Raw genomic sequence first — 15,136 nt, 5'->3', positions numbered from 1 at the left:
CCCATGGGGTGGCGTTTTTGTTGGTGCGCTGGCTCGTCCGTTACGTAGGGTGCACCGTGCGCACCGATGACTCGCCTCGCTCCTTTTCTTACTGACGCACACCTTCGACCGAGATGATCAGCTCCACGGTTTGCGAAGCCGGGCCGAGATCCATGGAGATGTCGAAGTCTTTCAGCGTCAGGGTGGTGGTGCCCTCGAAGCCGGCGCGGTAGCCGCCCCACGGGTCCTTGCCCTCGCCGATGAACTTGGCAGCGATCACCACCGGCTTGGTCACGCCGTTCAGGGTCAGGTTGCCGGTCACGTCGGCAGTGCCTTCGCCAGTGGACTTGACCGAAGTCGATTCGAACGTGGCAGTAGCGTGCTTGCTCGCATTGAGGAAGTCGGCACTGCGAATGTGCTTGTCACGCTCAGCGTGGTTGGTATCGACGCTGGCAGTCTTCAGGGTCACGCTGACTTTGCTCGCCTCAGGATTGGCGGCGTCGAAGCTGAACTTGCCGTCGAAGTCCTTGAAGGTGCCGTACAGCCAGCTGTAACCCAGGTGGCTGATCTTGAAATTGACGAAGGCGTGCTGGCCTTGCTTGTCGATGGCGTAGTCTGCCGCCATGGCCTGGCCGCCGATCAGAGCGGAACCCAGAACCAGTGCAGCGAGGGCGTTCTTCAACATGGGTGTTCTCCTTGCGAGGTTGTCGATCTAGGTGGGCACGAGCCCGGTTATGAAGTGCTTCAGCGCCCGAACATCCGCAGCAGGGTACTGTCGCGGTCGATGAAATGGTGCTTGAGTGCGGCCAGACCATGCAGGCCAGCGAAAATCACCAGCCCCCAGGCCAGGTATTCGTGAATGGCTCCAGCAATGTCTTCCTGTTGCGCGATACCGCTCAGGGTGGCTGGCACACTGAACAGACCGAACACCTCGATGCCACGGCCATCGGCAGTGGAAATCAGGTAGCCGGAAATCATCACACCAAACAGGCCGAAATAGAGCACGCCATGACCCAGTTTGGAGGCCAGGCGAGTGAGCGGACCGTGATTGCTCAGGGCCGCTGGCGCCGGATTGAGCAAACGCCACAGCACGCGCAACAGCATCACCGCGAACAGCAGGATACCGATGCTCTTGTGGAGGTCCGGCGCACTCTGGCGCCACGGGTCGTAGTAACTGAGCCCCACCATCCAGAAGCCAAGGGCGAACAGACCGAACACGACCAACGCCACCAGCCAGTGCAGCACGACGCTGACCAGACCATAACGAGCAGAGGTATTGCGCCATTGCATGGGGAGCTTCCCTAATTCAGTGTCCGAGCAAGACTAACGACAAATATATCGATTTAAAGCGGAAAATTTCGCTATGAAACATCGAGAAATGCGATACCTCATTTCAGCCACCGTTGGCCGATCAGCTTAGTTGCACGCGCTCGTCGTAGAGTTCAGCCACAGCGGCGCGGACGGCGCATTGCAGCAGACCGACGGTAGCGTCCACGTCTCAGTGGTGGCTTCTGGTAGGCTGTGCCGCCGAACACTGGGAGATCGTTAATGAGCCTGAACCAACACTGGATGCAACGCGACCTCGACGTGTTGTGGCACCCCTGCACCCAGATGAAGGATCACCAGCGCCTGCCGCTAGTGGCCATTCGCAAGGCCTCTGGCGTATGGCTCGAAGACTTCGACGGCAAACGCTACCTGGATGCCGTCAGCTCTTGGTGGGTCAACGTCTTCGGCCACGCCAACCCGCGTATCAACGCGCGCATCCGCGAGCAATTGGAAAACCTCGAACACGTGATGCTCGCCGGCTTTACCCATCAACCGGTCATCGAGCTGTCCGAGCGCCTGGTGCAGATCACCCCGGTAGGCCTGAACAAGGTGTTCTACGCCGACAATGGATCCTCGGGCATCGAAGTCGCGCTGAAGATGAGCTTCCACTACTGGCTCAACAACGGCCGACCGGAGAAGAAGCGCTTCGTCACCCTGAGCAACAGCTATCACGGTGAAACCGTGGCGGCGATGTCGGTGGGTGACGTGTCGCTGTTCACCGACACCTACAAGCCGCTGCTGCTCGACACCCTAAAAGTGCCTAGCCCGGATTGCTACCTGCGCCCCGAGGGCGTGAGCTGGGAAGAACATTCGCGCGTCATGTTCGCCCACATGGAGCAGACACTGGCCGAGCATCACCACGAAGTCGCCGCGGTAATCGTCGAGCCGCTGATCCAGGGCGCCGGCGGCATGCGCATGTACCACCCGATCTACCTCAGGCTCTTGCGCGAGGCCTGCGACCGCTACGGCGTGCACCTGATCCACGACGAAATTGCCGTCGGTTTCGGCCGTACCGGCACGATGTTCGCCTGCGAGCAGGCTGGCATCACCCCGGATTTCCTGGTGCTGTCCAAGGCGCTGACCGGCGGCTACCTGCCGATGGCAGCGGTGCTGACCACCGATGAGATCTATGGCGTCTTCTATGACGACTACGCCACCCTGCGCGCCTTCCTGCACTCGCACACCTACACCGGCAACCCGCTGGCCTGCGCCGCCGCCCTGGCGACGCTGGATATCTTCCGCGATGACGACGTGATCGAACGCAACAAGGTCCTGGCCGCGCGCATGGCCAGCGCCACCGCGCACCTGGCCGACCATCCGCATGTCGCCGAAGTGCGCCAGACCGGCATGGCTCTGGCCATCGAGATGGTGCAGGACAAGGCCAGCAAGGCAGCCTACCCCTGGCAGGAGCGGCGAGGCCTGCGCGTTTACCAGCACGCACTGGAGCGCGGCGCGCTGCTGCGCCCACTGGGCAGCGTGGTGTACTTCCTGCCGCCCTACGTGATCACACCCGAAGAGATCGACTTCCTCGCCGAGGTAGCCAGCGAGGGCATCGATATCGCCACCCGAGAGTCCGTCAGCGTGGCAGTGGACAACCGTTACCCCGATCATCGCGATCCGGGCTGACTCAGGAGCGGTGCGCACAGCGCACCCTACAGCTAGAATTCGCGCCTCTGCTCAAGGTTGATACGTCATGCGCCTGTCCCGCTTCTTCATCGATGCCCCGCTCTCCCTCGGCCAACACGACCTGCCCGAAGCGCAGGCCCATTACATTGGCCGTGTGCTGCGCCATGCAGTGGGCGATGCCGTGCAGCTGTTCGACGGCAGCGGCCAGGAATACCTCGGCGAGCTGATCGAGGTAGGCAAGAAGAGTGTGCGTGTCGAGCTGCGCGAGTCTATCGCCGGGCTGAGCGAATCGCCGCTGCGTATCCATCTGGGGCAGGGCCTGTCGCGCGGCGAGCGCATGGACTGGGCGATCCAGAAAGCTACTGAGTTGGGCGCCAGCGAAATCACCCCGATCGTCTCCGCGCGCTGCGAGGTACGCCTGAAAGACGAGCGCGCCGACAAGCGCATCGCCCATTGGCGTCAGGTGGCGATCAGCGCCTGCGAGCAGTGTGGCCGCTCGGTGTTGCCGGTGATCAACCCGCCACTGGAGCTGGACGCCTGGCTGCAGCAGATCGAAGCCGATCTGAAGCTGGTGTTGCACCCGGTTGCAGCTCCCCTGCAAAGCCACGACAAACCCAATAGCCTGGCCTTTCTCATCGGCCCTGAAGGCGGTTTGAGCGACGCCGAAGTCGACCAGGCCAAGGGCGCAGGCTTCCACGCCGCCCGCCTGGGCCCACGCGTTCTGCGCACGGAAACGGCCCCCGTGGTGGCATTGAGCGTTGCCCAACAGCTCTGGGGCGACCTGCAGGCGTAAAATGTCGCCTGAGCGTAACAAAATGTGATTTCAAGAGATTGCAAGATCGACAGTCTTTGTCATGCTCTGCGCGCCGCATGCGCGACCCGCTCACCAGCAATTCGCGCGCGGCCGAGGCCGGCGCCCCGCAGCGTCGTTCCTCTTCCAATAACAAATCAACGGGCTTCGGCCCCGCCCAAAAGGCGGCCGCATGCCCAGGAGCATTGCATGAACGAACTGGTCTCGACCCTTAACGGTCTGGTCTGGAGTCCGGCGCTGATCTATCTATGTCTTGGCGTTGGTCTCTACTTCTCCCTGCGCGGCCGCTTCCTCCAGGTTCGCCATTTCAAAGAAATGATTCGCCTGATGTTCACCGGCAAGACCGATGAACACGGCATCACTTCCTTCCAGGCGCTGACAATGACCCTCGCCGGTCGTGTCGGTACCGGTAACATCGCCGGTGTGGCCACCGCGATCACCTTCGGTGGTCCGGGCGCCGTTTTCTGGATGTGGATGGTGGCCTTCCTCGGCGCCAGCTCGGCCTTCGTCGAGTCGACCCTCGGCCAGGTGTACAAAGAAAAGCTCAACGGTGAATACCGCGGTGGCCCTGCTTTCTACATCGAGCGCGGCCTGGGTCTGAAATGGTACGCCTGGCTGTTCGCCATCGTTACCGTGTTCGCCTGCGGCCTGCTGCTGCCGGGCGTACAGGCCAACTCCATCGCCTCCAGCGTGCAGACCGCCTTCGGTATCGACCCGAACGTCACTGCGGCAGTCCTGGCAGTACTGATCGGCCTGATCATTTTCGGCGGCGTCAAGCGTATCGCCCACTTCACCCAAGTAGTCGTGCCGTTCATGGCGCTGGGCTACATCCTGGTGGCGTTGGTGATCATCCTGCTCAACATCAGCCAACTGCCGGACGTCATCGCACTGATCTTCAAGAGCGCCTTCGGCCTCGAAGCTGGTTTCGGCGCCATCGTCGGCATGGCCATTCAGTGGGGCGTGAAACGCGGCGTGTACTCCAACGAAGCAGGCCAAGGCACCGGCCCGCATGCCTCGTCGGCCGCAGCGGTCAGCCACCCAGCCAAACAGGGCCTGGTTCAGGGCTTCTCGGTTTACATCGACACCCTGTTCGTCTGCTCCGCAACCGCGTTCATGTTGCTGATCACCGGCCAGTACAACGTTCAGGCTCCTGATGGTAGCGCGCTGTTCACCGGTATCGCTGGCGTAGCCGCAGGCCCGGGTTACGTGCAGACCGCGATGGAGAACATGATGCCCGGTTTCGGTAACGCCTTCGTTGCCATCGCCCTGTTCTTCTTCGCCTTCACCACCATCCTGGCGTACTACTACATCGCCGAAACCAACATTGCCTACATCAACCGCAAGGTGAAGCGCCCCATCCTCACCCTGCTGCTGAAATTCGGCATCATCGCGGCTACCGTGTACGGCACCGTGCATACCGCTACTTTCGCCTGGGATCTGGGTGACCTCGGTGTGGGCCTGATGGCCTGGCTGAACATCATCGCCATCCTGCTCATGCACAAGGTCGCCTATAAGTGCCTGAAGGATTACGAGCAGCAGTTGGACGAGGGCAAAGACCCGGTCTTCCACCCCGAGAAGCTTGGCATCACCAATGCCGACTACTGGGATCAGGCTCCGTCTAAAGACGACAACCTGACTGCAGAGAAGTCCGCAGCGCAGCAACCACAGCGCTGATCATCTCAAGGCAGTAACGAAAAAGCCCCGGCCAGTGCCGGGGCTTTTTCATGAGCGATGCGATCGCGCTGGGTTATTTCAGATCAGGCCAGCATCGGCGAGCAGTTGCTCCAGTGCCGCCAGATCAGGAATACGCACCACGTCGTCACCGACGCGCGCAGCCCCAAGCTCCAGCGGAGCCAGTTCGACATCCGCCGCCGCCAGGTCGCTGCCGACCTTCAGCGAGCGCGGAATACCCTGCACCAGCAAGGCGATGAACTTGACCTTGGGACGACCGCCCAGGGCATTGATCACCGCAACGCGAGCGCCACTGGCAACCTGTGCCTGACCACCGCTGGCGGCCTCGAAGGAGAGCAGCGGCAGGCGCAGGTCACGCCAGGCGATCTGGCCGAGAAACCAGTCGGGAGTACCTTCGGTCGTCTGCGGCGCGCGATAGGGAATCAGCTCCGCCACCGCCACGTTGGGCAGCAGCAAAGTGCGGTCGGCCAGCGGCACCAGCAAGCCGGTGAGACTGGCGGCGCTGTTCTGGGTGGCGACGGCTTGGCTCATTGAAACGTCCTCAACTGCAATGTTCGGCGAGGTGATTGACCAGGGCCACGGCCAACTCACGCGGATCGGCACTGAAACTGCTGTAGCCGCCCTCGCGCAGGCTGTCGGGCATGCTCGGGCTGGCGCAACTGTCGGCGCGCTGGGTCCAGATCAAGCCACCCTGGCGTTTGACGTAAGCGGCAGCGGCGCTGCCATCACTGCCCATGCCGCTGAACGCGATCACACCGCACAGGCCGCCGAATTGCTGCGCCAGATTGAGCATCATCTGATCGATGGAAGGGCTATAGGGCTCAGGCCAACCGCGTTCGGTAATCTGCATCGCACCGCCTTCGGCAAAGCCCAGCTCGTTGCTGATCGGCACCACCACCACTTCACCGCACCGCACCGGATCGCCATGACGTGCCGAGTTGACGTGCCACTGGCTATGTCGACCGACCGCCTGCGGCAGGGCCGCCTCGAAACTGGCATCGATGTGCTGGGCGTAGATGAAGCCGATGGGCAAGCCACCCGGCAGGGCATCGAGAAATGCCTTGACCGCTGCCGGGCCACCCAGCGAGGCAGCCAGCAACCAGACCTGGCGTGCCGGCTCGCCAGCTTTAAGCGGCGTATTGGCCAATGCTTGCGGCAGCTCCAGACGCGCTGGACGCTGCGCTTCATCGAGCAGTGCCTGCAGGCTGGGCCCGACCGCCTGAGTCGGATCACCGACCAGGCGCTTGAGTTTGCCGAACAGGCTGCGCTCCCAGCGTGGGTAGTTCTCCGAGTGTCGCTCGGGCGCATGCCCCTCGCCGAACAGCACTGGGGCACTGGCACGCTCGAGCAGGCTGTCGACCAGCGGCGAATCTTCCGACTGAGCCAGGTCCACCAACCACAGGTCGGTTTCGCAGGCAGCCAGTTGCTCCTCGTCGAGCCGCGCCGGGTCGCTGTTGAGCACTACCTGATAACCGCCACCGGCCAATGCCTGCTGCAACACATGGCGCTGCAACGAGGTGTCGGCGATTACTGCAATGCGCGCGGAGGTTTTGTCTGTCATGTCCGTTTGACCCGATGGCTATCCACCAACTGAGCGATGGTCTCGAGCAGCAAGGACTCCTGATAGGGCTTGCCGAGGTATTGGTTGACGCCGATGGACATGGCCCGCTCGCGGTGCTTCTCGCCGGTACGCGAGGTGATCATGATGATCGGCAGGTCCTTCAGGCGCTCGTCGTGGCGCACCAGCGTGGCCACCTCGAAGCCGTCCATGCGCGGCATTTCGATGTCCAGCAGCATGATGTCAGGCTTGTGTTCCTGAAGCTGGGCAATAGCGTCGACCCCGTCCTTGGCGGTGACCACGTTCATGCCGTTACGCTCGAGCAAACGGCTGGTGACCTTGCGCACGGTGACCGAGTCGTCGACCACCATGACCAGCGTCGGACGGTCGACCTCCACCTCTTCGCTGGCCGAAGCCTGACGCGAAGCCAGGCGCGGCATCAGCTGATTCTGCAGATGCGCATGCAGCACACGAATGGTCGCCAGCAGATCGAGAATCACCACCACGCGGCCGTCACCGAGGATGGTCGCACCGGAGATCCCGTGCACCCCGGCGAACTGCGGGCCGAGGCTCTTCACCACGATCTCGCGCGAGCCGGCCAGGCTGTCTACCTGCACCGCCACGGCGTGCTCGCTGGAGCGCACCAGAATGACCGGCAGCGGCAGGCTCTGACCCACCAGTTTGGGATGCTGGCCATTGTTCAGCAGGTCGCCCAGGTACTTCAGCTCGTAGGCCTGTCCGGCGTATTCGAAGCGCGGCGCGTCAGGCGCGTAATAGGCCTCCAGCTCGAACGGCGACACCCGCACGATACCTTCGATGGTGTTCAGCGGGATGGCGTAGAGGTCTTCGCCGGAGTACACCATCAGCGCACGGTTGACCGACACGGTGAACGGCAGGCGAATGGTGAAGCGCGTGCCCTGGCCCAGCGTCGAGTCGATGCTCATCGCACCGCCGAGTTGCTTGACCTCCGAGTGCACCACGTCCATGCCGACACCACGGCCGGAAATCTGCGTGACCTTCTCGGCAGTGGAGAAACCCGCCTCAAGAATGAACTGCAGGATTTCGTGATCGCTCAGGTCGCTGTCGGCGTCCATCAGCCCACGCTCGATGGCCTTGCGCCGCACGGCTTCCAGGCGAATACCACCGCCGTCATCGTCCAGGGTAAGAACGATATCGCCGCCCTCACGACCGAGATTGAGGCGGATGGTGCCGGTCTCCGACTTGCCAGCCGCGCGACGCACATCGCTCAGCTCGATGCCGTGATCGACGGCGTTACGCAGCATATGTTCCAGCGGCGCGACGATGCGCTCGAGCACCGTGCGGTCCATTTCCCCTTCGGCGTTGCCGACGACGAACTCCACCTGCTTGCCCAATTCGCCTGCAACCTGGCGCACGATGCGACGCAGACGCGGCACCAGGCGGTCGAACGGCACCATGCGGGTGCGCATCAGACCTTCCTGCAGCTCGGTGTTGACCCGCGCCTGTTGCAGCAACAGGGTCTCGGCGTCGCGGTTCTTCGCCGCCAGGGTTTCCTTCAGATCGAGCAAGTCGGAGGCCGATTCGAACAGCGCGCGCGAGAGCTGCTGCAGTTGCGAGTGGCGGTCCATCTCCAGCGGGTCGAAATCTTCATAACCGGCGCGCTCGGCCTCAGCCTGGTAGCGGCTGAGAATTTGCGCCTGGGTCTCGGTATCGAGACGACGCAGCTGGTCACGTACCCGGTCGATGGTCGCTTCCATCTCGCTCAGAGTGAAACCGACATCGCTCACCTGTTGCTCGACACGTCCGCGGAAGATCGACGTCTCACCGGCCAGGTTGACCAGGCCTTCGAGCAGCTCGGCTGGCACCTTGACCAGCTCCTGTGGCGCACGGCGGGACGCTGCCTCCAGTGCGGCCTCCTGCGCACGCTGTACGAACGGCAGCACCTTCGGCGCCTGCAACTGGCTTGGCACGTCACTGGCAGCAACGATCGGGTTGAGCAGATTGCTCACAGGCGCTGCCGCTGGCTCGACCTCGGCATCGGCCGCCACCGGCTCATCACCGAGACTGGCGCTAAGACGCTGGCGCAGTACGTCGAGCTCATTCTGCAGCCCTTCGAAACCGGACTGCACGTCGAGCAACAGGCTCTCCGGCCAGGGGGCGCCCTGCAGCAGAGCCTCGCTGAGATGTTGTTCCAGGTCGTGGCTCAGATCGCCAAGGCGTTTCTGCCCAGCCAGACGCGCACCACCCTTGAGGGTGTGCAGCGTGCGCAGCATTTCGTCGATGGCGCTGACATCATCGCGCTGTTCTTCCCAGCGCCCGATCGACACCTCCATCGCCTCGAGCAGGTCATCGCCTTCTTCGAGGAAGATATCGAGGATGTCGCTGTCAGCCTCTTCGGCTTCATCGCTCTCGACCACCGCCCTGAGCTGTACCGCCGACGGCATGCTCAGTTGCTCGTCAGGGTTGGCACGAAAGCGTTTGATCGTCTCGATCAGGGCATGGCCCTGCGGCACCGCCCGCTTATCTCGCACGGCCTCGAGCATCTCGGCCAGGCGGTCATGACAGGCCTGCAACAGGGTGAACAGCTCCTGGCTAGCCCGCAGGCGACCACCGCCGAGCCCCTCGTACAGGAATTCCAGCTCGTGAGCCAAATCGCCGATTTCACGAATTTCAGCCATGCGCGCACCACCCTTGAGGGTGTGCAGGTCACGCTGCAGGGCTTCCAGCTCCAGACTGTTGTCGACATCGCCCATCCAGCGCTGCAGCGCGGCGCCGGCGCTGTCGATGATGTCGAAACCTTCCTCGAGGAAGATTTCGACCAGTTCAGGATCACGCTCTTCATGCCAGTTGGCCAGCGTCGTACCTTGCGGCTCGGGCTCGGCAACAGGCATTTCGTCTTCGGGTACTACCAGCTCGACTTCGTCGATCAGCGGCAACACTGCCTCTGGCTCTGCCTGTGGCACTTCGTCGAGCACGATTTCGTCTTCGACCAGCGCCAGGGGCGGCAGCCCGAAGCTATCCGGCTCCACCACCTTGATCGGCTCGACGAGTTCGTCGTCCAGCTCCGGCTCAACCTGGGCGACAGCCGCCGACAGGCTCTGCGGCGTACCGCCCTGGCGGAACTGACGAATTGCCTGAATCAGGTCGTCACCAGAGACCAACGGCAGTCGGGCCTGCAACTGATCGAGCATCTGCGCCAGGCGATCATGGCTTTGCTGCAGCAGATTGCCCAGCGCCGGCGAATGGTTGTAACGGCGATCGACCAAACCCTCGTAGAGCGACTCAAGTTCGTGGCCAAGATCACCAATCGGGCGAATCGCGGCCATGCGTGCACCACCCTTGAGGGTGTGCAGGTCGCGCTGCAGCGAGGACAGCGGCATGGTGTTGTCCGGTTCACTGAGCCAGCGCTCCAGCGCCTGACCAGCGCTATCGAGAATATCCACAGCCTCTTCGAGGAAGATCTCGACCATTTCCTCATCGAGATCGGCGTCGACAGGGCTGAAGCCCAGCTCGGCCTCGGACTGCGACTCCAGATCAATGTCTTCGGCGACGTCCGGTTCGGCGGGTGCCTCTTGCCACAGCACCGGCTCAGCCTCGGCTTCTTGTTCCAGCTCGGCAGTGGCCTGGTCCAACTCGATGACTTCCAGCCCTTCGACGCCAGGCGTGAGCAAGGCCAAGGTATGCGGATCGATGGCTTCGCTCAGCAGATCACGTAGCGCCTGCACCCGCTCGGGTTGCGGGGTGACCTGCAAGGCCGCAGCGACCTGATCCATCATCCCGATCAGCGCTTCGTGGGCCTTCTCCGCCTCGTCGAAGAAGCGCTCGCTGACCGCCAGACTGCCTTCTTCGACGGCGCCATAAAGATCCAGCAGGGCTTCGCAAAGTTCGTCGATCTGCGGCAGCTCGGCCATTTCGGCGCCACGGCCGAGGGTCGTCAGTTCCTCCAGCAGCGCAGACAGCTCCTGGCGCTCGGACGGATGCTCACGCCATTTGCGTAGCAGGTCCTCGGCGTCCAGCAAGATATCCATGCCTTCGGCGAGGAAGATGCTGATCATCTGCGGGTCGCGACTTTCGCCGCTCTGCGCCATACGCTCGTCTTCGGCACTGGCGAGACGCTCCTGATGCAACGCCTGGACGCGAGCAAGAAGTGCCTCTGCGCCAGGAATGGGTGCCAGAGGCTGGGTCTCGAGATTGTCGAGACCGATACGGAACACGCCCTCGGCGCTGCTCAACAGCTCGGCAGCCGCCAGATCCACCTGGATCAGGTTGGTCTTGAACTCCTTGACCAGCTTCTCCAGCGGCGCCGCGATTTCTGCCACCGGCAGGATCCCGGCCATATAGGCGCTGCCCTTGAGGGTGTGCAGCGCACGCTGCAGGTCGTCGGTGACTGGCTGCGGCAGTTCCTGCGCGCAGTCGGCAAGAAAGCCCACCAGAGTATCCAGATGGGTTTCCGCCTCGTTGCGGAAAATTTCCAGCAACTGCGGGTCGAGGGGCTCACCATCGAGCGCTTGGTCGTTGGCCGACTCGTCCAGCTCGACGACCTCGGTAGCGTCGTCAACGCCCACGGGCTCGGCTACCTGCTGGGTGGCCGGGGCGTTAGATTTTGGGGGCGTCAGCCCCTTGGCCAGGGCATGCGCGGTGGCCGCCAGCAGATCGACATCGTCGCGCTGACGCTGCGCCTTGGCGGCAAACTCGTCGACCAGCGCCGGCATCAGCGCCACGACATCGAGTACCACCTGCTGCACAGGCGCGTTCGGCTCGATGCTGCGGTCCAGCACGCGGTTGAGCAGGTTCTCGATGGACCAGCCCAGCTCACCGATGATCAGCGCGCGAACCATGCGCCCGCTGCCCTTGAGCGTGTGGAAGGCGCGACGAACTTCGATCAGCGCGTCCTTGTTGTCGGTATCGGCCTGCCACTGCGGCAGGTACTCACCGATGGTTTCCAGCACTTCGCCGACTTCTTCGATGAAGACTTCCAGCAGCTCTTCGTCCACCGGCTCTTCATCGGCAGGCGGCGGCAACAGGCTCGGCGGCACATCGGCGGCAGGCGGATTGATCGCCTGGACCGGTGCGGCCATGACATCGGCCATCGACAGCGGCTTCTCCGCTGCCGGTTCATCCGGCAGTTCCTGCACCTGCGGTGCGCTGGGCAGCTCGACTTCCGGTAGTTCCAGATCGGCCAGTTCCAGCTCATCCCACTGCGCCGGCTCGGCCAGTTGGTCCAGGCTCAGCTCTTCGAGCTCAAGCTCCGGCTCAGCGTCAAGCAGCGGTGCGGCAACAGTCTCTTCGTCCTGCAGGGCGGGTAGCTCTTCAAGCTCGTCTAGCTCGAAGGTAAAGCTGTCGGCAGTCTCACGGGCGTCCGACTGCTCGGGCTCAGCGTCCAGCAGTTGCAGATCCGCAACCTCATCGCTGGACGGCTCGACCACATCGAAGGTCAGCGCATCGCTCTCGGCCAGGGGCTCTTCGAGCTGTTCGTCTTCGGCACCCAGCAGCTCGATTTCCTGCAGCGGGTCAGCCAGCGGTGCCAGGCTTTCTTCCTGCGGCTCGACACGGTCGAGGATCGACGGTTTTTCCTTGAGCGGGTAACCCAGGGTTTCCAGGCTTTCCTCGGCAACGTCGAGAATCAGATCGCCCTGCGTGCCATGGTCCTCGGACAGCCGCTCGAGGTAGTACTCGACGCTGGTGATGGCATCGGCCAGGGTGTCCAGGCTCTGCCAGTTGGGCACGGCCTTGCGCGCAAGCAGCTGTTCCTGGATGTAGCGGTTGCAGGCATTGAGCAGGTCGGCAGCGCGCTGCAGCGGAATCATCGCCAGGCCGCCACGGACCTGGGTCAGCAGCTCGGGCACACGGGCCAGGTGCTCATGATTCCACTGCGAGGCGATGAATTCGATGATCGCGTCCTTGGCCTGTTCCAGGCCATTGCGCGCTTCCTTGATGACAAGCTGGTGGATCTGCGCCACGTCGGTGGTCGGCAGATGGCTCTGCTCATTCGGGCCGTCGTCGCTCGGGCCGACCATGCCGGCCAACGTCGCCTCGACATAGAGCAGCGCGCCAGCGACGTCCATCAGCACCGCATCGTTCGGCTCGCGCTGACCGAGAGACAGGCCATGGATGACGTCGATCTGATCGAGAATGACCTTGCGCGGCTGACCGAAGCCAAGCACCGCGAGGGTATCGGCGATCTGCTTGAGCGGTGCAAGCAGGGCGTCCAGCTCACCGGGCTGGCTACGATCGCTGCGCACGAACAGATCGAGGCTGTCCTTGACCCGCACCAGTTCCTCGCACAGCGCGGCGACCACCGAACGCATGGCGTCACGGTCTGGCCCGGCCAGGCGAGCACGTTCCTCGTCCACCACCTCATTGTCAGGCAGTGCTTCGTCGAGGCGATACTGCTCCTTCAGCGCACGAATGCGCGGCGACTGTGCCGGCGCCTTGGCGACGTAGAACAGCAGGTTCTTGGTCAGCTCATCGGGCGCAGACTGGTTGATGCCATCGGCGCCCTGTTCGACCAGGCGCTTGAGCTCCTTGTCGACCTGACGCAGCAGGGTACGCACCGACGTGCCGTTGACCACGCTGCCGTTGGCCAAACCTTCGACCATGCCGGAAGCGATCTGCCACAGGCTGCCCAGCGGGGCGTCCTTGCACAGTGTTTCCAGGCGCGCGAAGACGCGCGCCATATAACCCAGATTGGTCGCCAGATCCTGATTGCGGATCACGCCGACCAGGGCCATTTGCAGCATCTGCCGCAGTTTGCGCAACAGCACGGGAAGCTCGGCGGTACGCAGGCGCGCCAGGCTGTCGGATGGCAGCGCCGGCAGGCGCGCGGACATGTCCGGGGAAAACAGGCTGGTTTCCGACAGCAGCTTCTCGCCACGGGCGGCACGCAGGTCGTTGAGCAGAGGCAGCACGACCATGGGCAGGTCGCGGCGAGCGGTCTGGATACGGTCGAGGTACACCGGCAATTGCAGGATGGCCTGCATCAGCACTTCCAGGGCTTCGCCCTGATTGGCTACGCGACCTTCCATCAACGCCTTGGCCAACTGCTCCATTTCTTCGGCGAGCAACGCGGCGCCGTAGAATTCGACCATCTGCAAGGTGCCGTGAACCTGGTGCACGTAGGTCAGGCAGAAGCGCATGCGCGTAGGGTCCTGCGGGTTCTCGACGAACGCCTCCAGGGCTTGCCGCGCCTGCTTCAGGGTTTCCCCGATCTCGCCTTTGACCCACTCCAGGGCGACATAATCATGCCGATCACCCATAGCCACTCCACTCATAAACTTGGCCTTATCCCTTGCGGGTAAACGCCAGAACTCGCTCGTCGGCCACCGGCACCAGTTGCGGGTGCTGCCAACCGGCTACTTCGCCCACGCCCACGACCAGCAGGCCACCCGGCGCCAGGCTTTCGGCCAGGCGATTGAGGATGTCGCGGCGACGCCAGCGGCGGAAATAGATCAGCAAGTTCTGACAGAAAATCACATCCATGCCGGACATCGGCGCCTTGGCCAGTTCCAGCACATTGAGCTTGGCGCAGCACACGCGCGCAGCCAGGCTCGGTACTACCTTGAAGCGTCCATCGGCCTGTGCGAGAAAGTAGCGCTCGCGCAGCTCGTCACTCACCTGCTCCAGGCGTCGCACCGAATAACACGCCTCGCGTGCCTTGCTCAGTGCGCCCTGACTGATATCCGTGCCGGTTACCGCGAAGTGCTCGGGCAACTCGCTGCCTTGAAGCGCATCCGCGGCCTGAATCGCCAGCGAGTAAGGCTCTTCACCACTGGAGCAACCCACGCTCCAGAACTCCCAGGGTTTGCCCAGGCCCGCCGCCAGACGCTCCTGCAGGTACTGCGAGAGCACCTCGAAGGACGGCGGGTGGCGGAAGAAACGAGTTTCCTGCACGGTCAGACGATCCAGCAGGGTCGACCACTCCACCGCGCCACGCGGGCCATCGGTGACCTGACGGTAATAGCTGGCGTAATCCGTGACGCCCAGTTCGCGCATGCGCGCACTCAGGTTGGTCTGCAGAAAGGCGCGCCGCTGCTCGCTGATCACCACACCGGTACGCGCTTCGAGCAACGTCTGCCAGTCGTGAAAATCGGCTTGCGACATATCGGCCACCGGGCGCAATGCCCAAACGCCCGCTGACTGCATACCTTCGCCCTGAGTCATGGCTA

The 15,136-nt window shown here is 63.1% G+C and carries 9 protein-coding genes; 3 read left to right on the top strand and 6 right to left on the bottom strand.

Translation table 11 applies throughout. From position 1 onward, the window contains the following. Positions 1-88: 88 nt before the first annotated feature. Together CXP40_RS10450 and CXP40_RS10445 are read right to left on the bottom strand one after the other, a co-directional pair. Entirely contained in the window at positions 89-664 is a 576-nt protein-coding gene (locus CXP40_RS10450; protein WP_106733649.1) for a YceI family protein, read from the bottom strand. Positions 665-723: 59 nt separating this feature from the next. Beyond that, positions 724-1,269: a cytochrome b gene (locus tag CXP40_RS10445; RefSeq protein ID WP_106733648.1), complete on the bottom strand. Its 546-nt coding sequence runs from the start codon at positions 1,267-1,269 to the stop codon at positions 724-726. A 258-nt stretch (positions 1,270-1,527) separates the two neighbouring features. Here CXP40_RS10445 and CXP40_RS10440 point away from each other — a divergent pair, with 258 nt between their 5' ends. The 3 genes from CXP40_RS10440 (at position 1,528) to CXP40_RS10430 (ending at position 5,416) form a co-directional block, all read left to right on the top strand. Beyond that, positions 1,528-2,931 carry an adenosylmethionine--8-amino-7-oxononanoate transaminase gene (locus CXP40_RS10440; protein WP_106733647.1) on the top strand — a complete coding sequence of 468 codons (1,404 nt, stop codon included), beginning with the start codon at positions 1,528-1,530 and terminating at the stop codon, positions 2,929-2,931. 67 nt (positions 2,932-2,998) lie between these two features. Then, a complete protein-coding gene (locus CXP40_RS10435; RefSeq protein ID WP_106733646.1) occupies positions 2,999-3,724 on the top strand; it encodes a 16S rRNA (uracil(1498)-N(3))-methyltransferase in 726 nt (241 codons plus the stop codon). A 207-nt stretch (positions 3,725-3,931) separates the two neighbouring features. Further along, positions 3,932-5,416, top strand: a complete 1,485-nt coding sequence (locus tag CXP40_RS10430; protein ID WP_106733645.1) for a sodium:alanine symporter family protein — start codon at positions 3,932-3,934, stop codon at positions 5,414-5,416. Positions 5,417-5,494: 78 nt separating this feature from the next. Here CXP40_RS10430 and CXP40_RS10425 read toward each other — a convergent pair whose 3' ends face one another. Genes CXP40_RS10425 through CXP40_RS10410 form a run of 4 tightly spaced genes read right to left on the bottom strand, consistent with a single transcriptional unit; the run spans position 5,495 to position 15,113 of the window. Further along, entirely contained in the window at positions 5,495-5,965 is a 471-nt protein-coding gene (locus CXP40_RS10425; RefSeq protein ID WP_099522889.1) for a chemotaxis protein CheW, read from the bottom strand. A 10-nt stretch (positions 5,966-5,975) separates the two neighbouring features. Beyond that, positions 5,976-6,995: a chemotaxis protein CheB gene (locus CXP40_RS10420; protein WP_106733644.1), complete on the bottom strand. Its 1,020-nt coding sequence runs from the start codon at positions 6,993-6,995 to the stop codon at positions 5,976-5,978. Further along, a complete protein-coding gene (locus CXP40_RS10415) occupies positions 6,992-14,227 on the bottom strand; it encodes an Hpt domain-containing protein (protein WP_106733643.1) in 7,236 nt (2,411 codons plus the stop codon). The genes CXP40_RS10420 and CXP40_RS10415 overlap by 4 nt, the downstream gene beginning before the upstream one ends. A gap of 25 nt (positions 14,228-14,252) precedes the next feature. Next, on the bottom strand, positions 14,253-15,113 hold the full coding sequence (locus tag CXP40_RS10410) for a protein-glutamate O-methyltransferase (RefSeq protein WP_099522980.1): 861 nt from the start codon (positions 15,111-15,113) through the stop codon (positions 14,253-14,255). Positions 15,114-15,136: the final 23 nt, after the last annotated feature.

It is taken from the genome of Pseudomonas sp. YY-1 (assembly GCF_002843095.1).
Taxonomy (GTDB): Bacteria; Pseudomonadota; Gammaproteobacteria; order Pseudomonadales; family Pseudomonadaceae; genus Aquipseudomonas; species Aquipseudomonas sediminis_A.
The sequence above is the reverse complement of the archived record's forward strand: the minus strand, read 5'-3'. Positions and strand labels throughout refer to the sequence as shown.